The organism is Gammaproteobacteria bacterium (genome assembly GCA_016716465.1).
Lineage (GTDB): Bacteria > Pseudomonadota > Gammaproteobacteria > SZUA-140 > SZUA-140 > JADJWH01.
In genome coordinates this window covers 310,965-331,503 of sequence record JADJWH010000001.1, presented here as the reverse complement: position 1 = coordinate 331,503, position 20,539 = coordinate 310,965, and the positions used below count along the sequence as shown (strand labels likewise).

Genomic DNA, 20,539 nt, shown 5'->3' with positions numbered 1-20,539 from the left:
CGCCGTCCCCGCGGAACGACGACGTCGCTGCCTGCCTCAGGCGGCGGCAGCCGCGTTTTGCTTGGCCAGCAGGTTGACGCGCTCAGAGGGCTTGGCCCCCTGCGAGAGCCAGTAGTTCAGCCGTTCGCCGTCGAGCTTCAGCTTCGGCTCGTTCTCGGCGGCGACCGGGTTGAAATACCCGATGCGCTCGATGAATCGGCCGTCGCGCGGCTTGCGGCTGTCTGCCACGACGATGTGGTAGAACGGCCGCTTTTTGGCCCCTCCGCGGGCCAGTCGTATGGTTACCATGGGATACCGGTCCTCTGTATGCGTATTGCTGCCAAGAAAAAGTGCATTATTTTACGCGATTTATCCCAAAAGGGAAGCGGGATTACCCGGCGGGAAAGACGCCTCGTCCGGAAGCCGTCGCGGCACCCTGTCCTGCTACGCCTCGGGATACCGGCGGGCGGGCGCTAATCCGGATATCTCCCTGTTTCCCCGCGCTTTATGGCTCGGGCTCCGACGGCGGGGGGATCAAAACGGGAGCTTACCCTTGAAACCGCGCAGGAGTTTGTTCATGCCGCCCTTCGACATCTGTTTCATCATGCGCTGCATCTGCTCGAACTGCTTGAGCATGCGGTTGATCTCCTGCACCTGGACGCCGGCGCCGGCGGCGATGCGGCGCTTGCGCGAGGCCTTGATGATGGCGGGAAAGCGGCGTTCCTGCGGGGTCATGGAGTTGATGATGGCCTCCATGTGGACGAACTGGCGGTCGTTGATCTGGTCGCGAGAGGCCTGCGGGATGGCGGACATCCCGGGCAGCTTGTCGAGCAGGCCGGCGACGCCGCCCATGTTGCGCATCTGCTGCAACTGGGTACGGAAGTCGTCGAGATCGAATCCCTTGCCCTGCTTGAGCTTCCTGGCGAGCTTTTCCGCCTCGTTCCGATCGACCTTGCGCTCCGCCTCCTCGATCAGGCTCAGGATGTCGCCCATGCCGAGGATGCGCGAGGCGACGCGTTCCGGGTGGAACACCTCCAGCGCCGCGGTCTTCTCGCCCACGCCGAGGAACTTGATCGGTTTGCCGGTGATGTGGCGCAGCGACAGCGCCGCGCCGCCGCGCGCGTCGCCGTCGGTCTTGGTGAGGATCACGCCGGTCAGGGCGAGGGCGTCATGGAAGGCCTTGGCGGTGTTGGCCGCGTCCTGGCCCGTCATGCTGTCCACCACGAACAGGGTCTCGACCGGCTGCAGCGCGGTATGCAACCGGCGCGCCTCGTCCATCATCTCCGCGTCCACGTGCAGGCGTCCGGCGGTATCCACGATGACCACATCGAAGAACTGCTTGCGGGCATGGTCGACGGCGGCGGTCGCGACGGTCACCGGATCCTGATCGGTACGGCAGGGATAGAACCCGACGCCGACCTCTCCGGCCAGGGTCTCGAGCTGCTCGATCGCTGCCGGGCGATAGACGTCGACGCTCACCAGCAGCACCTTCTTCTTCAGCTGCTCGCGAATCCAGCGCGCCAGCTTGGCCGCGGTAGTCGTCTTGCCGGAGCCCTGCAATCCGGCGAGCATGATGACGGCCGGCGGCGCAACATTGAGCTCGAGGCTGGCGGAGTGTTCCCCCATCACGGCGACCAGTTCGTCGCGCACCACCCGGATCAGCGCCTGTCCGGGCGTCATGCTCTGCAGGATCTCCTGGCCGACCGCGCGTTCGCGCACGCGGTCGACGAACTCTTTCACCACCGGCAGGGCGACGTCGGCCTCGAGCAGGGCCATGCGCACCTCGCGCAGGGCCTCCTTGATGTTGTCGTCGGTCAGGCGGGCCTGGCCGCGCAGGTTCTTCAACGCCTGGCCGAGGCGTTCGGTGAGATTCTCGAACATGGGCTGGAATCGGGTCCGGAATAGTCAAATCACGGCCATGATACACCGGCCGCGCACCTTCCGCGCAACCCCGGAGGGGATTCGGGACAGCAGGCGGGAACCGCTCAGATTTCGATCACGAGGCCGCTGGTCAGGCGCTGGAGCTGGCGGTCGGTGATCATCTCGCGGCACTGGCTGAAGATCAGCTCTTCCTCGCCGGGCTTGTTGTGGGTCAGGAAGATCCGCGGACGATGCCTGAGCTTCTTGAGGTCCTCGGCCAACAGCGAGGGGCAGTAATGACGCGACTTGAGCGCGAGCTCGCGGAAGGATTCCTTGAACGCAACCTCGACGATCAGCACGTCGAGCCGGGAGCGCTTGTTCAGTTCCGCCCAGAAGGTGTCATTGGTGGTGGTGTCGCCGCTGAAGGCCACCACCCCGCTCGCGCATTCGATGCGATAGCCGACGGTGGGAACGATGTGGTTCACGGGCATCATCTCGAAGCTGCGCCCGTCGAGCGTACAGACATCGCCCATGCGCAGGGGTTCGTAACGCATGACCGGATTGTCGGCGGTCGGAAGGCTGGCGAAATCGGGCCAGATGGCCCAGTTGAAGATGTGTTTCTTGAGCACCTCGATGGCGGAGGCGTGGCTGCGGATCATCATCGGTTCGACGATGTGCGGGAACATGCTGTCCACCATCAGCGGCAGGCAGGCGATGTGGTCGAGATGGGTATGGGTGAGGAAGATGTGGCGGACCTTCTTCATCTCGTCGAGGGTCAGCTCGCCGATTCCGGTCCCGGCATCGATCAGGATGTCGTCGTCGATCAGCATTGCCGTCGTGCGCAGCTCGCCGCCGATACCGCCGCTGCACCCCAATACACGCAGTTTCATATATCGATTCTCTTCCCGATTCCGCCGGAACCGCTCCCCGGTCCGGTGTCTCCGATCGCCCCGGATTGACCCGCCGGGAATGGAGCCCACTCCCGGACCTCCCTTTCTGCTTTGACCGCGAGCGGAAAAATCGCTAAATTCGTCACGGTGATAGCAAAATCCGCACCCGCCCCGAGAGGGCGAGAAGGTGTATACCACGATACTATCGACCTTGGACAGAATTTCTTCAGTGAATCAACACCCTGATACTGCCGGGATGGCAGCCTGATCGCCGCCGACCGCGCCCGGACCCCGACATCCACCTCCCATGCACACCCTGCTGCCCAGCATCCTGCTCGTTCCGGCCTATCTCGCCGCCGCCGTCATGCTCGTCCGTCGGCTCGCCGGCGGTGCCGGCGCCGCGTCCGGGAGCACCAAGCGGGGTATCCTGCTGCTCGCCCTCGCCGCGGTCGCCCTGCACGCCGCCGTGCTCTATCAGCAGCTGGTTACTCCGGAGGGCATAAACTTTGGCTTCTTCAACGCCTTGTCCCTGCTCACCTGGCTGATCGCGCTGCTGCTCTCGCTCACCGCCTTCAACCGTCCGCTGGAGAATCTCGGCATCGCGGTCTTCCCGCTCGCCGCGGCGGCCGTGATCCTGGAAGAGATCTTCCCGAGCAACCACATCCTGAGCCCGCAGCGTGACATCCTCGACATCCACATCATCATCTCGATCGCGGCCTACAGCGTGCTGTCGCTCGCGGCGGTGCAGGCCATTCTCGTCGCCATCCAGGACAAGCACCTGCACGAGAAGCATCCGGGCGGATTCATCCGCGCGCTGCCGCCGCTGCAGACCATGGAGTCGCTGTTGTTCCAGATGATCGGCGTCGGCTTCGTCATGCAGAGCCTGTCGCTGGTGTCCGGCTTCGTCTATCTCGACGACATGTTTGCCCAGCACCTCGTGCACAAGACCTTCTTTTCCCTCGTGGCCTGGCTGGTGTTCGCCATCCTGCTCTGGGGACGCTGGAAATTCGGCTGGCGCGGCAAGACCGCGATCCGCTGGACGCTGGGCGGCTTCGTATCGCTGCTGCTCGCCTATCTGGGCAGCAAACTGGTGCTGGAGCTGATGCTCGGGCAGCCTTGACGATGTCCCGCCGCGACCGCCCCCGACGGAACCACGCCAGGATCCAGACGCGATGACCGACATCTCCATCGGCAGCCTGTCGATGATCCTCGTCCTGCTGATCATCCTCTCCGCGTGCTTTTCCGCCGCCGAGACCGCGATGATGCGCCTGAATCAGTACCGTCTGCGCCATCTCGCCCACGCCGGTCATCGCGGCGCCGTCTACGCCAGCCGGCTGCTCGCGCGGCCCGACCGCCTGATCGGGTTCATCCTGCTCGGCAACAATTTCGTCAACATCCTGGCCTCATCGATCGCGACGATCATCGCCCTGCGCGTCTTCGGGGAGACGGGCATCGCGATCGCCGCCGGACTGCTCACCGTGGTCCTGCTGATCTTCGGCGAGGTGACCCCCAAGACCATGGCCGCGTTGCATCCGGAACGCATCGCCTTTCCGGCCGCCTATGTCATCACGCCGCTGCTGGGCCTGTTCTCGCCCTTCGTGTGGATCGTCAACGCAATCAGCAACACGCTGCTCAAGGCCATCGGCGTCTCGCCGAAGGAAGCCTCCACGCACCAGCTCAGCGCGGAAGAGCTGCGCACCGTGGTCAACGAGGCCGGCGCCCTGATCCCGCGCAAGCACCAGCACATGCTGCTCAACATCCTCGATCTCGAAAAAGCGCGCATCGAGGACATCATGATCCCGCGCAGCGAGATCGTCGGGATCGACCTCGACCACAGCGAGGATGAGATCGTCGCCCTGCTCTCATCCGCGCGCCATACGCGGCTGCCGGTATACCGTGAAGACATCAATGAAATCACCGGCATCGTGCACGTGCGTAATGCACTGCCCCTGCTCAGCCGGGGAACCTTTACCAAGGAAGCCCTGATGCGCGTCGCAGAAGAGCCCTATTTCATCCCGGAAGGGACGCCACTCAACACGCAGCTGCTCAATTTTCAGCGCCAGAAACGCCGTATCGGCCTGGTCGTGGACGAATACGGCGACATCGAGGGACTGGTGACGCTGGAGGACATCCTCGAGGAGATCGTCGGCGAATTCACCACCGATGTGTCGACCACCGTCAAGTTCGTCCACACCCAGGGCGACGGCAGCTTCCTGATCGATGGCAGCGCGCACATCCGCACCCTCAATCGCATGATGAACTGGCAGCTGCCGACGGCCGGTCCGAAAACGCTGAACGGCCTGATCATGGAACATCTGGAATCGATTCCCACCTCGGGGGTGAGTCTGCGCATCGATGGCTACACCATCGAGATCATGTCCATCGCGGACAATGCGGTCAAAACCGCGCGCATCCTGCCCCGGAACACCGCACCGGCAGACGCCCGCGGTCAGTAGTCAGTAATGGAATCCGAGGACGACGCCGAGCGTGTCGGCGTCGCTGCGCGGCTGCCACACCTGGCTGGAGCCGACCTGCTCGATCTCCGATTTACCGAGCCGGTAGCCGGCATAGTAGAACTTGACGTACGAGCCCGCCGCACCCTCCGCCCGGGGAGCGCCGAGCGCGACCTGATAGGAGAGAAATCCGGACGCGCGTTCATCCGGCGAGAGGTTGAGGGTCTGGCCCTGGATCGCTACCTGTTCACCGATCGAGCGCGGCTTGCGGAAGCCGAGCTGGAAGTAGCCGCCGGGCGAGGCGCCGTGCAGCGCGATCCCGATCCCGCAACGCAGGTAAGCCACGTCATAGTCCTCGGTGAATCCCGCCACCGACTGCCCGATGGAATTCACCCCGCCGTTGATCTCCCGGCGCCAGTTGTCCAGGCCCACCCCGCCGAACAGGTCGATCGAAACGCCCTCGACGAAATCGGGGAAGCGGTAACCCCCGTTGACCTCGCCGTACCAGCCGGAATAGTCGGAGACGGTGCCGACGAAGCGTCCGTTGTTGTCCTGCCCGTCGTAGTCGACCTCGCCCACATGGCCGCCCACGCGCATTTCGAAGATCGGCCCGGCATCGGCGTGAAGGAAATTGCCGAGCGCTGCGCCCAGCGCGAAACGCGGGCCTTGTTCCGTCAGCAGACGGCGGCCGTCGTCATCGAATTCGCGCCAGCGGAAGCTTTCCATCCCGCCTTCGAACGCCAGGCGCGCATCCGTCGGGGAAGCGCCCGCTGCAGCGGAAGCGGCATCGGATGTCCCGCCGTGAACAGCCACCAGCAGCCCGCACAGCACGGAACACAACCGCCGCCCCCCTCTCATCCGTCTTCCCCCCGAACGCTTCTTGTTGTTCATTCTTGTCCGTCCCGGCGCTTCGGCCAGGATGCGTTCCCGGCAGGGTATCATCACCGGAAGCGGAAAAACAGGTCCACACTGCCCCGTCGCTCGCAGCGGACGAGACCCCGCGACCGATCCGGGAAAGGCCTACTTCAGTCCGAGCACATCCTGCATGTCGAACAGGCCGGCCTGGCGCTGCATGATCCAGCCCGCCGCGCGCAGCGCGCCGCCCGCGAAGGTGAAACGGCTGGTCGCCGTATGCATGATCTCGACCCGCTCGCCGAGCCCGGCGAACATGACACGGTGCTCCCCGACGATGTCGCCGGCGCGGATCGTTTCAAAGCCGATGGTGGCGCGGTCGCGCGCGCCGGTGTGACCCTCGCGACCGTAGACGGCGCAGCGGTCCAGATCGCGCCCCAGCGCGTCGGCCACCACTTCGCCCATGCGCAGCGCGGTGCCGGAAGGCGCATCGACCTTGTTGCGATGGTGGGCCTCGATGATCTCGATATCGACCTCGTCGCCGAGCACCCGTGCGGCGATATCGAGCAGTTTGAAGCAGAGATTCACGCCGACGCTCATATTGGGCGCCAGCACGATCGCGATATCGGCGGCGTGGCGTTCGATATCCCGGCGCTGATCGGCACTGAGCCCGGTGGTGCCGATCACCATGCGGCGGCCGGCGTCGTGGCAGAGGGCGGCATTGCTCACCGTGACGGCGGGCAGCGTAAAATCGATCAACACGTCGAAATCGCCGACCCGGGCCGCCAGATCGTCACCGACGATCACCCCGACCGGTCCGATCCCGGCCACGTCGCCGGCGTCGCGCCCCACGGCGGGGCTGCCGGGGCGATCGACGGCAGCGCCGAGGCGGATTCCGGGGTGCTCGCGACACGCCTCGATGAGCGTGCGGCCCATGCGTCCGGACGCGCCGGCGATCGCTATTCTGGTCATGCTCCCCTCCCGCGGGCACGGCGTCCGCTCGGCGCGGCACGCCTGGACATTCAGAGTTTCAGATCCTCGAAGAACTTCTTGACGCCGTCAAGCCAGCTGCGCGCGCGCGGGCTGTGACTGTCGTTGCGCTCCTGCAATGTGTGCTCGAACTCCCGCAACCGCTCCCGCTGCTGATCGTTCAGGTTCACCGGCGTCTCCACCACCACGCGGCACAGCAGGTCGCCGAGGCCGCTGCCCTGCACGGAACGCACCCCCTTGCCGCGCAGCCGGAACAGCTTGCCCGTCTGCGTCTCGGCGGGCACCTTCAGCACGACGCGTCCGTCCAGCGTCGGCACCTCGAGCTCGCCCCCCAGCGCGGCAGTGACGAAGCTGATCGGCATTTCGCAGTGCAGGTCGGTGCCCTCACGCACGAAGATCGGGTGCGGCTTGACGTGGATCAGCACATAGAGATCGCCCGCCGGGCCGCCCTGCTCGCCGGCCTCGCCCTCGCCGCTGAGCCGGATGCGGTCGTCGGTGTCGACGCCGGGCGGGATCTTCACCGACAGGGTCTTGGTCTCCTTGACGCGGCCATGGCCGTGGCAGGCGGTGCAGGGTTCACTGATGATCTTGCCCGCCCCGCGGCAGCGCGGACAGGTCTGCTGGATGGAGAAAAAGCCCTGCTGCATGCGCACCTGGCCCTGGCCGCCGCAGGTCGTGCAGGTGACCGGCGTGGTGCCTTTCTTGGCGCCGCTGCCGTCGCAGGTCTTGCATGTCACGTGGGTCGGGACGCGCACCTTGACCGTGGTGCCGCGCACCGCCTCTTCCAGGCTTAACTCGAGATCGTAGCGCAGATCGGCGCCGCGCTGCGCGCCGCCGCGCCCGGCGCGGGTGCCGAAGATGTCGCCGAAGACGTCGTCGAAGATATCGCTGAAATTCGCGCCGCGGAAACCGCCGTGTCCCCCGCCGCCCGCGGCGGCATCGACGCCGGCGTGGCCGAACTGGTCGTAGGCGGCGCGCTTGCGCTCGTCGGACAGTACGTCGTAGGCCTCCTTGGCCTCCTTGAATTTCTCTTCCGCGTCCTTGTCGTCGGGATTGCGGTCGGGATGATACTTCATCGCCAGGCGACGGTACGCCTTCTTGAGTTCGGCCTCACTGGCGTTGCGCGCCACGCCAAGCAATTCGTAGTAGTCCTGCTTCGCCATCGTTCTTCTGCTGATTCCGCTGCCGCTTCACATCCGGGTTGCCGCATGACGCGGCTCCTCAATACGCAAAAGCGCGAGACGCATCGCCCCGCGCTTCGTGTCCGCCGCCTCCGGCGCCGGAACGGCGGTTATGATAGACCAGACGCGCCGCGAATGCGACGCGTCCGACCTGACTCCCGCCGGAAATTACTTGCGCTGATCCTCCTTGACCTCCTCGAACTCGGCGTCCACGACGTTGTCCTGCGCGCCGTCGGAGGCGGCGGAACCGGCGGCCTGCCCGGCGCCCGCTTCCTGCTGGGTCTGGGCATAGGCGCGCTCCGCGATCTTGGCCGAGGCCTGCGTCAGGGCATTGGTCTTCGCCTCGATCGCCGCCAGGTCATCGCCCTTCATCGCCGCCTGCAACTCGTCGATCGCCTTCTCGATCGCGCCCTTCTCGTCGGCCGCGACCTTGTCGCCGAGATCGGTGAGCGTCTTCTTGACCGCATGGACCATGTTGTCGGCCTTGTTGCGCGCGTCGACCAGCTCGTGGAAACGGCGATCCTCGTCCGCGTGCGCCTCGGCGTCGGTGACCATGCGCTTGATCTCGTCCTCGGACAGGCCGCTCGAGGCCTTGATCACGATCGACTGCTGCTTGCCCGTGGCCTTGTCCTTGGCGGACACATTGAGGATGCCGTTGGCGTCGATGTCGAAGGCGACCTCGATCTGGGGCATGCCGCGCGGCGCGAGCGGGATATCGCTCAGGTCGAAGCGGCCGAGCGACTTGTTCGCCGCCGCCACCTCGCGCTCGCCCTGCAGCACGTGCACCGTCACCGCGGCCTGGTTGTCCTCCGCGGTGGAGAACACCTGCGAGGCCTTGGTCGGGATGGTGGTGTTCTTTTCGATCAGCTTGGTCATGATGCCACCCATGGTCTCGATACCGAGGCTCAGGGGCGTCACGTCGAGCAGCAGCACGTCCTTGACCTCGCCGCCGAGCACGCCGGCCTGGACCGCGGCGCCGATGGCCACCGCCTCGTCCGGGTTGACGTCGCGGCGCGGCTCCTTGCCGAAGAAGTCCTTCACGACTTCCTGCACCTTGGGCATGCGCGTCTGGCCGCCGACCAGGATCACGTCGTCGATGTCGGAGGCCTTCAGTCCGGCGTCCTTCAGCGCGATCTTGCACGGCTCCATGGTGCGGGTGATCAGTTCCTCCACCAGGGACTCCAGCTTGGCGCGCGTCACCTTGATGTTGAGGTGCTTGGGACCGGTCGCGTCCGCCGTGATGTAGGGCAGATTGACGTCCGTCTGCTGGCTGCTGGACAGCTCGATCTTCGCCTTCTCCGCCGCCTCCTTCAGGCGCTGCATCGCGAGCGGATCGCCGCGCAGGTTGATGCCCTGGTCCTTCTTGAACTCGTCGGCCAGGTAATCGATCAGGCGCATGTCGAAATCTTCGCCGCCGAGGAAGGTATCGCCGTTGGTGGACAGCACCTCGAACTGGTGCTCGCCTTCCACGTCCGCGATCTCGATGATGGAGATGTCGAAGGTGCCGCCGCCGAGGTCATACACCGCGATCTTGGCCTCGCCGCGCTTCTTGTCGAGGCCGAAGGCCAGCGCCGCCGCCGTCGGCTCGTTGATGATGCGCTTGACCTCCAGCCCGGCGATGCGGCCGGCGTCCTTGGTGGCCTGGCGCTGGGAATCGTTGAAATAGGCCGGGACGGTGATCACCGCCTCCTTCACCTCTTCGCCGAGATAGTCCTCGGCGGTCTTCTTCATCTTCATCAGCACGCGCGCGGAAACCTCCGGCGGCGCCATCTTCTTGCCATTGACGTCGACCCAGGCGTCGCCGTTGTCGGCCTTGACGATCTTGTACGGCACCAGATCGATGTCGCGCTGCACCACGTCCTCGCCGAAGCGGCGCCCGATCAGCCGCTTGATGGCATAGAGGGTGTTCCTGGGATTGGTGACCGACTGCCGCTTGGCGGCCTGGCCGACCAGCACTTCGCCGTCATCGGAAAAGGCGACGATGGAGGGCGTGGTCCGGCTGCCCTCGGAGTTCTCGATTACCCGGGGCTTGCCGCCTTCGATGACGGCGACGCAGGAGTTCGTCGTGCCCAGGTCAATTCCTATGATCTTGCTCATCGCGGGATGTCTCCATTTTCTGTTGATCTGCCGGCGTCACCCGCCGCTAAACACCTCAAGTTGTGAGGTATATTGGGGCACGGGTCCCGCTTTCAAGCCATTTCGTCGATTTTCTTCTCCACCGCCGTATCCGGCTTGCCGCCGCCGGCCGCCGACACCACCACCATGGCGGGGCGGATCAGGCGGTCGTTGAGCAGGTATCCCTTCTGGTAGACGGCGAGCACGGTGTTGGGCTCGGCGCCGGGCGCGGGCTGCACGCTCATCGCCTGGTGCAGCTCGGGATTGAACTTCTCGCCCACCGGATCAACCGCGCGCAGGCCGAACTTGTTGACGGCGGCGGTCAGGATCTTCAGGGTCAGTTCCATGCCCTCGCGCAGCTTGGCCGGGTCGACCTTGTCCCCGGCGGCGACGCCCAGCCCCATCTCGAGGCCGTCGATGACCGGCAGCAATTCGGCGGCGAATTTCTCGAGTCCGTACTTGTGGGCGTTCTCGAGCTCACGCTCGGCGCGACGCTGGACATTGGCCATTTCGGCCCGCACCCGCAGCAGCTGGTTCCAGTAGTCGTCCGCCTTGGACTGGGCATCCTGCAGGCTCAACAACAGCTCGTCGGCCCCGCCCTGCGCCGCGTCCGTCCCGGCGCCGGCTGTACCCGACTCCTGTTCCCGCTCATCCGCCGCCATGGCCGGCTCCTTCTCTGTCGCCATCACACCTCCCAGGCTGGTTCTTGAAAACGACTGGACCGGCCGCGGGCGTGCCGGACCGGCGCTATTGTGGCTGAATGTAGGGGCCTAGTGGTACTGATTCAAGGCCGCGGTAAGCAGATTCGCCGTCGACTGCACCAACGGGATCACCCGCTTGTAGGACATGCGCGTGGGGCCGATGACCCCGAGCACACCGACCACCCGGCCCTCGACCGCGTAGGTCGAGGTCACCACGCTGCAGTCATCGAGCTCGTTGCAGCCGGATTCCTTGCCGATGAACACGCGCACGCCCTGGGTATACAGGCAGCGATCGAGCAGATGCAGGATCTTCCGCTTCTCGCTGAACGCCTCGAACAGCACGCGCAGACGGTCCAAGTCGGACAGCTCGTTGAATTCCATTAAATTGGTCTGGCCGGAGACGATGACGTCCTCGCGGTTTCCGCTGCGCTCCAGCACCTGCCCGGCGAGCAGGATGGCGGTGTCCAGGGTGCGGTCCATGCGCACACGCGCATCGTTCAATTCATTGAACAGATGGCGGCGGATGTCCGCGAGATCCCTCCCGGCGAACACTGTGTTCAGGTAATTGGTGGCCTGTTCCAGCTCGGCGCCGGAAAAGGCGCGACCGGTGTGGATGACCACGTTGTGCGCCTCCTGTTCGTTGAGCATCAGGATCGCGAGCACGCGCTGTTCCGACAGGGCGATGAATTCGATATGGCGCAGGACCAGGCGCTCGCTCCGCGGCACCATCACCAGCCCGGCCATGCTGGTCATTCCCGACAGCAGACCGGAGACCGAAAGCGCCAGCCCCTGCAGCGTGGCGCCCTGTTCGAAGAGGGCCTTCAGGCGCTGGATCTCGCCGCTGTCGCCCGGCTCCAGCGCCAACAGCGAATCGACGAACAGGCGATAGCCCTTGTCCGTCGGGATACGGCCGGCCGAGGTATGCGGCGAAGCCACCAGACCCAGCGCTTCGAGCTCCGCCATCGCGTTCCGGATCGTGGCCGGACTGAGGTCGAGCCCGGACTCCTGGCACAGGGTCCGCGAACCGACCGGCTGGCCGTCGCGGATATAGATCTCGATCAGCACCTTCAGCAGGTGGCGGGTTCGATCATTGAGTTCCTTGCTCATGGGCACTCACCAGAATACCGTTTTGATATCATCAGGTTAACCTAGATACCGGCATGCCGCCGCGGAGGTCACGGGGAAGTTAGCAACTCGCTTCCGGCGTGTCAAGAAAGCCGCTTGGTGAACGACAGGCCGCATGATACCTTTCCAGCATCTTTAATACATGATGGATCCTGAACGGTGACTTTCAAGCACATCGGCATCATCGGCAAATTCAGCGACGCGAGCGTCGCCGACACGATCCGCGCCCTCGCCGCCCACCTCGGCGCCAAGGGCGTCACCGTGCTGCTGGACGCGGATACCGCGCGGCTGTTGCCGGACATCGGTCTCCGGACCGCCAGCCGGGACGAGATCGGCCGGCGCTGCGACCTCGCGGTGATCGTCGGGGGCGACGGCACCCTGCTCAATGCCGCGCGCTCGCTCGCGGCGCACGCCGTGCCGCTGGTCGGCATCAACCTCGGCCACCTGGGCTTCCTCACCGATATCTCGCCCGGGCAGATGCTCGAATCGATGGACCAGATCCTGCGTGGCGATTACCGCATGGAGGAGCGCTTCCTGCTCGCCTGCTCCGTCATCCGCGCAGAGACCGAGATCGGCTCCGGCAGCGCCTTCAACGAGGTCGTGGTGCACAAGCGCAATGTCGCCCGCATGATCGAACTGGAGACCTGCATCAACGGCCGCTATCTCAACAAGCTGCGCTCCGATGGCGTGATCGTCTCGACACCGACCGGCTCCACCGCCTACGCGCTGTCCGCCGGGGGCCCGATACTCGACCCCGCGCTGGACGCCATCGTCATCGTGCCGGTGTGCCCCCATACCATGAGCCACCGGCCGATCGTCGTCGACGGCGCCAGCGAAATCGACGTCATCGTCGGCAACGGCAACCGCGACCACGCCCAGGTCACCTGCGACGGCCAGGTCTCCTTCGATCTCACCGCCGGCGACCGGCTGCACATTCGCAAACAGGCCCCGGTGCGCCTGGTGCATCTGCCCCGGCATGATCACTACGAACTGTTGCGCGCGAAACTGAACTGGGCGGAAAACCCGAAAAACCGCTGAAGCCCCCATGCTGACGCATCTGCACATCCGCAATTACGCCCTCGTCGATGAACTCGAACTCGCGCTCGCAGCGGGTTTCACCGTGCTCACCGGCGAGACCGGCGCCGGCAAATCCATCCTCATCGAGGCGCTCGGGCTGACCCTCGGCGACCGCGCGGACGCGGGCGTCATCCGCCACGGGGCGGAGCGCGCCGAGGTGACCGCCACCCTGACGGTCGCCGACAATGCGGCGGCGAGCGCCTGGCTGCGGGAACAGGAACTGGAGACCGGCGACGGGGCCGAATGCATCCTGCGGCGCACGATCACGGCGGACGGGCGCTCCAAGGCCTGGATCAACGGCAGCCCCGTCCCGATCCAGACCCTGCGCGAGCTGGGCGCCCTGCTGGTGGACGTGCACGGACAGCACGAGCATCACTCCCTGCTCAAACGCGAACATCAGCTCGCCCTGCTCGACGGCTATGCCGCGCAGCCCGCCCTGCTGTCCGCCGTGGAAGAGGAATACCGCGCATGGCGGCGGCTGACGCGCGAACTGGAGGAATTGCACGCGCCCGGCGCCGAGGGCGACAGCCAGATCGAATTCCTGCGCTTCCAGCTCCAGGAACTCGAGGAGCTCGACGTCTCGCTCCAGGAACTCGAGCGGCTGGACGCGGAGCACAAGCGACTCGCCAATGCCGGCGTGCTCATCGAAACCTGCCAGGCCGGACTCGCCGCACTGGACGAGGACGAGGATGCGCTACGCGTCCGCCTGGCACGCGCGCTGAATGATCTGCGCCAGCAGAGCGCGACCGATGCGCGCCTGCAGCCGGTGGTCGACCTGCTCGACGGCGCGGCGATCCAGCTCGAAGAGGCCGCCGGCGAACTGCGCGCCTACGTGGACCGGCTCGAGCTGGATCCGCAGCGCCTGGAAGACGTGGAACGACGCCTGGCCGCCATCCACGCCGCCGCGCGCAAGCACCGCGTGCCCGCGCGTGAGCTGCCGGAACTGCGCCGGCGCCTCGACGCGCAGATCGAAGGTCTCGCGGGCGCCTGGCAGCGGCGCGAGGAGATCGCGCGGGAAATCGCGGCGTGCGAAACCCGCTATCGCGCCGTCGCGGCAAAACTCGGCGCCGCGCGCGCGAAGGCGGCCCGGACGCTGGAAAAGAAGGTCGTGCAGGAGATGCGCCGGCTCGGCATGCCGGACGGCGTGTTTACGATCGAACTGCAGGCGCGCGCGGACGACACGCCATCGCCCTCCGGACTGGACCGTATCGAGTTCCTGGTCAGCACCAATCCGCACCAGCCGCCGCGCCCGCTCGCCAAGGTCGCCTCGGGCGGCGAGATGTCGCGCATCGGGCTCGCCATCCAGGTGGTCACCGCGGAACAGGTCGACGTGCCCAGCGTGATCTTCGACGAGGTGGATGTCGGCATCGGCGGCCGCGTCGCCGAGATCGTCGGCCAGGGCCTGCGCCGGCTGGGCGAATGCCGGCAGGTGTTGTGCATCACACATCTGGCGCAGGTCGCCGCCCTCGGCCATCACCACCTGCAGGTCAGCAAGCGCAGCACCGGCAAGCAGACCCAGTCGACAATCCGGCCGCTCGCGCCGGAAGAGCGCCAGGAAGAGATCGCGCGGATGCTGGGCGGCGTGGAGATCAGCGCCCAGACCCGGGCCCACGCCGAGGAAATGATCAGGCGATCGGAAGAGTTCGCCTGAGTCGCCCGCGCCGCGCCCGCAACGGGGCCGGCACGCGCCCTACTTTTTCTTCTTGCGACAGTCGGCGCAGACGCCGAAGATGTTCAGGTAATGGTCGGTCATCTCGTAACCGGCCTTCTTGGCGATCGCGCGCTGACGCTCCTCGATCGTGTCATCCATGAATTCGTCCACCCGGCCGCACTTCACGCACAGGATATGGTCGTGGTGCGAGCCCTGGTTCAGCTCGTAGACCGAGTGGCCTTCCTCGAAGTTGTGGCGCGTCACCAGGCCCGCGCTCTCGAACTGGGTCAGCACGCGGTAGACGGTGGCCAGGCCGACGTCCTCGCCGGTATCGAGCAGTGCCTTGTAGACATCCTCCGCCCCAAGGTGACGCTTCTCGCTGCTCTCCATGATGTGCAGGATCTTGACGCGCGGATGGGTGATCTTGAGGCCGGCCTTCTTGAGGTCCACGCCCTCGAGGTTGCTGTCGCTGGGATTCTGCTTGGTCGCCATGGGGATTCTCCGGCTGTTCCGCTGCGTACGGACGGCTAATTATATATAATGAAGCGCCTTCGACAACCGCAGTATGGACGCACCAATGCCACGATCACGCCTCCTTGCCCTCGGCTGCATCATCCTCATCACGGCCTCCTGCGCCATGCACCGGGTCGAGATTCAGCAGGGAAACGTCATTACACCAGAGATGGTCGCTCAACTCAAACCCGGCATGAACCGCCAGCAGGTCCAGTTCGTGATGGGTACCGCATCGATCATGGACCCGTTTCACCCGGATCGCTGGGACTATGTGTATGTCCTCAATGTCGGAAAGGAAAAGATCGAGCACCGGCACGTGACCGTGTATTTCGACGGCGATGCGCTTACGCGCGTGGAAGACGAGCAGGACGTCGCGAGCGAGTGAACGCGGGTCGTCAGGATTCCGGCCTGGGGGTATCCTTCGCTTCCGCGGCGCGCTGGCGCCGGGATTCTTTCGGATCGGCGATCAGCGCCCGGTAGATCTCCACACGATCGCCCGCCTGCAACTGGGCGCCCAGCTTGGACAGCTTGCCGAACACGCCAACCTTGTTGACCGCGAGGTCGATGTCGGGAAACTGCTCCAGCACGCCGGAGAGCCTGATCACTTCCTCCACGGTGGCGCTCGCGTCCGCCTTGACCGGGATGATCACCTGCACGTCGGGACGCGCATAACTCACCTCGACGTCGATCTTGTCAGCGCTTTCCATACAATTCCGCCGCCCGCTCGCAAAAGGCGTCCACCAGGGTATTGGCGATCTGGCTGAACACCGGACCGATGGCCAGGCGCAGCAGGTGACTGGAGAATTCGTACTCCAGATCCAGCGACACCCGGCTCGCCGCAGGGCTCAGGGCCTCGAAGCGCCAGAACCCCTCCAGATGATGAAACGGTCCCTCCACCAGGCGCATCTCGATCATCTTGTCCTTCTGCAGCCGGTTCAGTGTGGTGAAGGTCTTGTGGATGCCGCCGCGATGCAGCTCGATCGAGGCCTTCACCTCGTCCTCGCCGCGCGACCATTCCTGCGCGCTGCGGCACCACGGCAGAAACTGCGGATAGGTCTCGATGTCGTCCACCAGGGCATACATTTCGGCGGCGCTGTACGGCACGAGGGCGCTGCGGTTGATCACCGGCATCGGCGCCTCCGCCGAGCCGGGCGGAGCACCGCCTGTCGCGCCACCGGCGCCGGACCGTCACACGACTTCGTATTGCCCCACATCCCGACACCGCTTCCAACCACTGATTCGACTCCGGCGCCGCTCGTCCATCAGACCGCGATCGCCGCCGCAGCGCACCATGATATGCGTGGCTGTCCGGCACGGCAAGCCGTCCGGCCATGGCGTTCCGCGTCGCGGGAAAATCGCTCAACCGGGCGCGGGCTTGTGTGTATAATCAGCGCTTCCGTACGACATTCCGCCCGCGCGAGCCCCGCGGATCCACGCTCGTGCGCCACGGCTACCCGCATGAACGCAGGCAAGAAGACCAAGGACACCAAGACTTCGAGCACCATCGCGGAGAACCGCCGCGCCCGCCACGACTATTTCATCGAGGAGCAGTACGAGGCCGGGCTCGCGCTCGAGGGATGGGAAGTCAAGAGCCTGCGCGCCGGCCGGGTCCAGCTGCAGGAAAGCTACGTGCTGATCAAGGACGGCGAGGCCTGGCTGTTCGGCGCCCACATCTCGCCGCTGCCGACCGCCTCTACCCACATCCATCCCGACGCGACGCGCACGCGCAAGCTGCTGCTGCACCGGCGCGAGCTCGACAAGCTGATCGGCGCGGTCGAACGCAAGGGCTACACCCTGGCCCCGCTGACCCTGTACTGGAGCCGCGGCCGCGCCAAGCTCAAGGTCGGACTCGCCAAGGGCAAGAAGGAATTCGACAAGCGCGCCGTCGAGAAGGAACGCGACTGGCAACGGGAAAAACAGAGAATCATGAAGATCAAATAAATCTTTTAGAGTAAGGGGACAGATTTCAAATCTGTCCCCGTTTTCCTGCACGGTTTTTCAACCTCGCCCTTGTATCCTCATCCCCCGCCACTATAATAGTCCCCAGGGGGCGACCTGGCTTCGACGTGGGTTGCAAAACCTGAGGTGCATGCCGAGGCGCAGATGACCTCGTAAATCCAGCTGCAAACAACATAGTTGCCAACGACGACAACTACGCTCTGGCTGCTTAAGTCAGCCAGCCTCTGACCGGATACGTGCTTGTGCGTCCGTAGTCCTTCGGGACGAATCAGGGGTCATCGCTCACAAGATCGCGTTGAGGCTCGCCCCGGGCTGATGCGCTAAACCCTTAGGGGCTCGCCGTCCGTCTTCCCTGCCCGTCGGGTAGCGGCCGGTTAAATCAAAGACGCGGCTACGCATGTAGAGCCGAGGGCGGAGGACTTGCGGACGCGGGTTCGATTAACACAATGGTCGCCTCTACCCGCGAGGGTAGAGTGAAAACGGGGCTCACATCGGTGGACCCTGCGCCGTCGCAGGATGGCATGGCAACACCGAGGGGTAGGAAGAGGGCCAACCTCAGGCCTGCCCTGTAGAGACTCATAGACCGGCTGAGTTCAAAAAGGACGGAGCCGGCACTAGGATTCGCGGGATCCACTCCGCGGATAACACGCCCCGCATCCTGGGAATAAACAGGATGAAGGTATAGTCCAGGCCGGTTCGAAAGCACCGGAACCAACTGTCCCGCCGCCTCCACCATTTCAACCCCCGACGGGATGTCGGGGGTAACGGTTGAATGATCTTTCCGGGATCCGGACCGGCACGGATGACGCACTACCGCACCGTAAACCCTTTGTCGCTTATCGACGCCTCCTATATCGCAGGACTGATCGATGGAGAGGGAACGATAACTCTAACCCGCAAACACCGGGGAGAAAACCGGCAATTAGCTGTATCCATCAGCAGCACGGAACGTCCGCTTCTCCAATATGTCCTCGATATCACCGGTGTAGGCAAAATCACCGGGAAACACGTCCGGTACTCCCATCATGCCCCGGGCTTTACATATGCGGTCTACAATCGACAGGCGCTGACGCTCCTCGAACAAATCGCCCCATACCTCAAATCCTATAAATCCAGGCGCAGCGATCTGGTTCTCCAGGAATATCTGGCGCTCACCCCGCGTAACGGCAAATACAGTCCCGGCTTGCGTCTCAAACGGACGGCGTTCGAAAACCGTCTGTTGGCGATCAAACCCCATGAAAAATCGTTCCGCTAACCTTGTCAGTGGCCCATGGCCTGGCATCTTGGTAAACTCAAACGAAATCGCCATACCTCCGTCTACTCCCTGTCAAGGTACGGGGACAAAGAGGCGCCGGAATGGCGGGTGCATGATCGATCTCCCACCGCTTATCATCGAACATATACACAAATCCGATCACCTTCATCATGGCCGACCCACTCGATCCGCAACAGGCGAAAAGGAACGCGGCGCTCGCCTTCCTGCAGCAGAACGATCTCGCCACCGCGCGCGCGCTCTATGCCGAGGTGATCGCGGCCGACCCGCGCGACGGCAAGGCGCACTTCATGCTCGGCATCATTCATGCCAGACAGGGCGACCTCGTGTCGGCCGAGACCCAGCTGCGCCTGGCCGTCGAACTCGAACCGGCACTGGCCGCGGCATGGCTCAATCTGGGCCAGGTGTATGAGCTGCTGCAGCAGTACGCGGAGGCGGAATCCTGTCTGCTGAAGTCGCTGGGGCTGCAATCCGATCTGCTGGACGCGCGCGAATCCCTCGGTCGCATCCATTTCGCGACCGGCCGTCTCGCGGAGGCCATCGAATGCTTCCGCGAGGTCGTCGATCAGGCGCCGTCCAGGCTCCCGGCGCTCAGCGGACTCATCACCTCGCTGCATCTGACGGGACAGATGACGGCGGCCTATCAGATCGGCATGCAGGCCCTGTCCGTCGCGCCCGACAATGCGGGAATCCTGATCAGCCTGGGCCAGATCTGCCGCGACGTCGGCAGTCTCAAGGAATCACTGCAGTATTTCCGGAAGGTTCTCCAACTGGTCCCCGGACATCCCGCCGCCCTGCTCGGCGAGGCCGAGGTGCTGGAACGGTTAGGTCGACCGGAGGAGGCGCTGGCGCGGCTGCAGCCCCTGCTGCCGCACGCCGACCAGAACCCCGACATCCTGATCCTGTACGCGAAGATCGCGTCCCGGCTCGGTCTCGACGCGGGGATCATCGAGCGCCTGGAGCAGGCACTGGGACTGGCGGGGCTGAATTTCCGCACGCGCGAACAGATCCACTATCTGCTGGGCGAACTCCATGACCGGGCGGGACGTTATGACGAGGCCTTCGCGCATTACCGTTCCGCGAACACCCCCGCCGGACCGGGACCGGTAGCGGATCCGGGCCAGGATCCGGCCGACGCCATCATCGCCAGCATCAGCGCAGCCGATTTTCCCGCCCTGCCCAGGGCGGAACGCGCCGAGCTCACGCCGATCTTCATCGTCGGGATGCCGCGCTCGGGCACGAGCCTGGTGGAGCAGATCCTCGCGAGTCACCCCGACGTCTTCGGCGCGGGAGAACTGAACTTCACCGCCATGATCGCGGCCGAACTGGGGTACGGGAGAGGCGTCTTCACACCCGACCCGGCCGCCCTGCGCCTCCTGTCCCGACGCTACCTCGACCTCATCACGGAGCACGCCGACGGCGCCCGCTTCTTCACCTCCAAGATGCCGCACAATTTTCTCTACCTCGGCCTGATCAGCCTGCTGTTCCCGCACGCGCGGATCATCCACACCCGCCGCGACCCGCTCGACACCTGCCTGTCGTGCTACTTTCAGAATTTCTCGGGGACCCACCACTACACCCGCGACCTCGGCCGACTCGGCGTGCATTACCGCAATTACGAGAGGCTGATGAATCACTGGCGTCAGTTGGGCATCCCCTTCCTGGACGTGGACTACGAGGCGCTGGTCGACGACCAGGAAGGCGTCTCCCGGCGCATGACGGACTTTTGCGGCCTGGACTGGAACGAGGCCTGCCTGCGCTATTACGAAAACGGGCGAGTATCGGAATCCGCCAGCTACAACCAGGTCAACAAGCCGGTGTACAAGACCTCGGTCGGACGCTGGCGCAACTATGAGCGATACCTGACGCCGCTGCGGCAGGCCCTGGGCGGCTGAATCGCGCCCCCCGGCCGCAGCCGGA

The 20,539-nt window shown here is 64.9% G+C and carries 20 protein-coding genes and 1 other RNA gene; 9 read left to right on the top strand and 12 right to left on the bottom strand.

Annotated elements, in window-relative coordinates:
- Nucleotides 1-36: 36 nt before the first annotated feature.
- From rpsP to IPM20_01575, 3 genes are all read right to left on the bottom strand, one after another.
- Nucleotides 37-288: a 30S ribosomal protein S16 gene (rpsP, locus tag IPM20_01585; protein ID MBK9130323.1), complete on the bottom strand. Its 252-nt coding sequence runs from the start codon at nt 286-288 to the stop codon at nt 37-39.
- 225 nt (nt 289-513) lie between these two features.
- A complete protein-coding gene (gene ffh / locus IPM20_01580) occupies nt 514-1,860 on the bottom strand; it encodes a signal recognition particle protein (protein ID MBK9130322.1) in 1,347 nt (448 codons plus the stop codon).
- 104 nt (nt 1,861-1,964) lie between these two features.
- The gene (locus IPM20_01575; GenBank protein ID MBK9130321.1) at nt 1,965-2,729 is read right to left on the bottom strand and encodes a 3',5'-cyclic-nucleotide phosphodiesterase; all 765 of its coding nucleotides are present in this window, start codon (nt 2,727-2,729) and stop codon (nt 1,965-1,967) included.
- Nucleotides 2,730-3,036: 307 nt separating this feature from the next.
- On the opposite strand from IPM20_01575, the gene ccsA reads away from it, so the two are divergent.
- Both ccsA and IPM20_01565 read left to right on the top strand, forming a co-directional pair.
- Nucleotides 3,037-3,849 (top strand): cytochrome c biogenesis protein CcsA, encoded by an 813-nt coding sequence (ccsA, locus tag IPM20_01570; GenBank protein MBK9130320.1) that lies wholly within the window; start codon nt 3,037-3,039, stop codon nt 3,847-3,849.
- Nucleotides 3,850-3,901: 52 nt separating this feature from the next.
- Nucleotides 3,902-5,185 (top strand): HlyC/CorC family transporter, encoded by a 1,284-nt coding sequence (locus IPM20_01565; GenBank protein MBK9130319.1) that lies wholly within the window; start codon nt 3,902-3,904, stop codon nt 5,183-5,185.
- Here the strand turns inward: IPM20_01565 and IPM20_01560 are convergent, their stop codons facing one another.
- The 6 genes from IPM20_01560 to hrcA all read right to left on the bottom strand — a co-directional run bounded on the left by IPM20_01560 (nt 5,186) and on the right by hrcA (nt 12,128).
- Nucleotides 5,186-6,073, bottom strand: a complete 888-nt coding sequence (locus tag IPM20_01560) for a hypothetical protein (protein MBK9130318.1) — start codon at nt 6,071-6,073, stop codon at nt 5,186-5,188. It abuts the gene before it with no gap.
- Between the two features lie 129 nt (nt 6,074-6,202).
- Nucleotides 6,203-7,006, bottom strand: a complete 804-nt coding sequence (gene dapB, locus IPM20_01555) for a 4-hydroxy-tetrahydrodipicolinate reductase (GenBank protein MBK9130317.1) — start codon at nt 7,004-7,006, stop codon at nt 6,203-6,205.
- Between the two features lie 50 nt (nt 7,007-7,056).
- Nucleotides 7,057-8,187: a molecular chaperone DnaJ gene (gene dnaJ / locus IPM20_01550; protein ID MBK9130316.1), complete on the bottom strand. Its 1,131-nt coding sequence runs from the start codon at nt 8,185-8,187 to the stop codon at nt 7,057-7,059.
- Between the two features lie 186 nt (nt 8,188-8,373).
- Nucleotides 8,374-10,302: a molecular chaperone DnaK gene (gene dnaK, locus IPM20_01545; GenBank protein MBK9130315.1), complete on the bottom strand. Its 1,929-nt coding sequence runs from the start codon at nt 10,300-10,302 to the stop codon at nt 8,374-8,376.
- Between the two features lie 92 nt (nt 10,303-10,394).
- Complete coding sequence (grpE, locus tag IPM20_01540; protein MBK9130314.1) at nt 10,395-10,982, bottom strand: nucleotide exchange factor GrpE; 588 nt, start codon at nt 10,980-10,982, stop codon at nt 10,395-10,397.
- A gap of 108 nt (nt 10,983-11,090) precedes the next feature.
- On the bottom strand, nt 11,091-12,128 hold the full coding sequence (gene hrcA / locus IPM20_01535; GenBank protein ID MBK9130313.1) for a heat-inducible transcription repressor HrcA: 1,038 nt from the start codon (nt 12,126-12,128) through the stop codon (nt 11,091-11,093).
- Between the two features lie 177 nt (nt 12,129-12,305).
- On the opposite strand from hrcA, the gene IPM20_01530 reads away from it, so the two are divergent.
- Entirely contained in the window at nt 12,306-13,184 is an 879-nt protein-coding gene (locus tag IPM20_01530; GenBank protein ID MBK9130312.1) for an NAD(+) kinase, read from the top strand.
- A 7-nt stretch (nt 13,185-13,191) separates the two neighbouring features.
- On the top strand, nt 13,192-14,874 hold the full coding sequence (gene recN / locus IPM20_01525) for a DNA repair protein RecN (GenBank protein ID MBK9130311.1): 1,683 nt from the start codon (nt 13,192-13,194) through the stop codon (nt 14,872-14,874).
- A gap of 39 nt (nt 14,875-14,913) precedes the next feature.
- Here recN and fur read toward each other — a convergent pair whose 3' ends face one another.
- Entirely contained in the window at nt 14,914-15,366 is a 453-nt protein-coding gene (fur, locus tag IPM20_01520; GenBank protein MBK9130310.1) for a ferric iron uptake transcriptional regulator, read from the bottom strand.
- 85 nt (nt 15,367-15,451) lie between these two features.
- On the opposite strand from fur, the gene IPM20_01515 reads away from it, so the two are divergent.
- Complete coding sequence (locus IPM20_01515) at nt 15,452-15,772, top strand: outer membrane protein assembly factor BamE (GenBank protein MBK9130309.1); 321 nt, start codon at nt 15,452-15,454, stop codon at nt 15,770-15,772.
- A 10-nt stretch (nt 15,773-15,782) separates the two neighbouring features.
- Here IPM20_01515 and IPM20_01510 read toward each other — a convergent pair whose 3' ends face one another.
- Complete coding sequence (locus tag IPM20_01510) at nt 15,783-16,094, bottom strand: RnfH family protein (protein ID MBK9130308.1); 312 nt, start codon at nt 16,092-16,094, stop codon at nt 15,783-15,785.
- Complete coding sequence (locus IPM20_01505; protein MBK9130307.1) at nt 16,081-16,518, bottom strand: type II toxin-antitoxin system RatA family toxin; 438 nt, start codon at nt 16,516-16,518, stop codon at nt 16,081-16,083. The genes IPM20_01510 and IPM20_01505 overlap by 14 nt, the downstream gene beginning before the upstream one ends.
- Nucleotides 16,519-16,845: 327 nt before the next feature.
- Here IPM20_01505 and smpB point away from each other — a divergent pair, with 327 nt between their 5' ends.
- From smpB to IPM20_01485, 4 genes are all read left to right on the top strand, one after another.
- On the top strand, nt 16,846-17,328 hold the full coding sequence (gene smpB / locus IPM20_01500) for an SsrA-binding protein SmpB (GenBank protein ID MBK9130306.1): 483 nt from the start codon (nt 16,846-16,848) through the stop codon (nt 17,326-17,328).
- A gap of 105 nt (nt 17,329-17,433) precedes the next feature.
- Nucleotides 17,434-17,808, top strand: a transfer-messenger RNA (tmRNA) gene (gene ssrA, locus IPM20_01495).
- A 340-nt stretch (nt 17,809-18,148) separates the two neighbouring features.
- Complete coding sequence (locus IPM20_01490) at nt 18,149-18,601, top strand: LAGLIDADG family homing endonuclease (GenBank protein ID MBK9130305.1); 453 nt, start codon at nt 18,149-18,151, stop codon at nt 18,599-18,601.
- Nucleotides 18,602-18,771: 170 nt separating this feature from the next.
- Nucleotides 18,772-20,514 (top strand): sulfotransferase, encoded by a 1,743-nt coding sequence (locus IPM20_01485; protein ID MBK9130304.1) that lies wholly within the window; start codon nt 18,772-18,774, stop codon nt 20,512-20,514.
- Nucleotides 20,515-20,539 lie beyond the last annotated feature (25 nt).

Bases quoted from the DNA above. Each gene is read 5' to 3' on its own strand.
- dnaK (MBK9130315.1), bottom strand. From the start codon at position 10,302: ATGAGCAAGATCATAGGAATTGACCTGGGCACGACGAACTCCTGCGTC.
- IPM20_01510 (MBK9130308.1), bottom strand. From the start codon at position 16,094: ATGGAAAGCGCTGACAAGATCGACGTCGAGGTGAGTTATGCGCGTCCC.
- IPM20_01575 (MBK9130321.1), bottom strand. From the start codon at position 2,729: ATGAAACTGCGTGTATTGGGGTGCAGCGGCGGTATCGGCGGCGAGCTG.
- ffh (MBK9130322.1), bottom strand. From the start codon at position 1,860: ATGTTCGAGAATCTCACCGAACGCCTCGGCCAGGCGTTGAAGAACCTG.
- IPM20_01560 (MBK9130318.1), bottom strand. From the start codon at position 6,073: ATGAACAACAAGAAGCGTTCGGGGGGAAGACGGATGAGAGGGGGGCGG.
- smpB (MBK9130306.1), top strand. From the start codon at position 16,846: ATGAACGCAGGCAAGAAGACCAAGGACACCAAGACTTCGAGCACCATC.
- dapB (MBK9130317.1), bottom strand. From the start codon at position 7,006: ATGACCAGAATAGCGATCGCCGGCGCGTCCGGACGCATGGGCCGCACG.
- dnaJ (MBK9130316.1), bottom strand. From the start codon at position 8,187: ATGGCGAAGCAGGACTACTACGAATTGCTTGGCGTGGCGCGCAACGCC.
- fur (MBK9130310.1), bottom strand. From the start codon at position 15,366: ATGGCGACCAAGCAGAATCCCAGCGACAGCAACCTCGAGGGCGTGGAC.
- IPM20_01515 (MBK9130309.1), top strand. From the start codon at position 15,452: ATGCCACGATCACGCCTCCTTGCCCTCGGCTGCATCATCCTCATCACG.
- ccsA (MBK9130320.1), top strand. From the start codon at position 3,037: ATGCACACCCTGCTGCCCAGCATCCTGCTCGTTCCGGCCTATCTCGCC.
- recN (MBK9130311.1), top strand. From the start codon at position 13,192: ATGCTGACGCATCTGCACATCCGCAATTACGCCCTCGTCGATGAACTC.
- IPM20_01485 (MBK9130304.1), top strand. From the start codon at position 18,772: ATGGCCGACCCACTCGATCCGCAACAGGCGAAAAGGAACGCGGCGCTC.
- IPM20_01505 (MBK9130307.1), bottom strand. From the start codon at position 16,518: ATGCCGGTGATCAACCGCAGCGCCCTCGTGCCGTACAGCGCCGCCGAA.
- hrcA (MBK9130313.1), bottom strand. From the start codon at position 12,128: ATGAGCAAGGAACTCAATGATCGAACCCGCCACCTGCTGAAGGTGCTG.
- IPM20_01565 (MBK9130319.1), top strand. From the start codon at position 3,902: ATGACCGACATCTCCATCGGCAGCCTGTCGATGATCCTCGTCCTGCTG.
- grpE (MBK9130314.1), bottom strand. From the start codon at position 10,982: ATGGCGGCGGATGAGCGGGAACAGGAGTCGGGTACAGCCGGCGCCGGG.
- IPM20_01490 (MBK9130305.1), top strand. From the start codon at position 18,149: ATGACGCACTACCGCACCGTAAACCCTTTGTCGCTTATCGACGCCTCC.
- rpsP (MBK9130323.1), bottom strand. From the start codon at position 288: ATGGTAACCATACGACTGGCCCGCGGAGGGGCCAAAAAGCGGCCGTTC.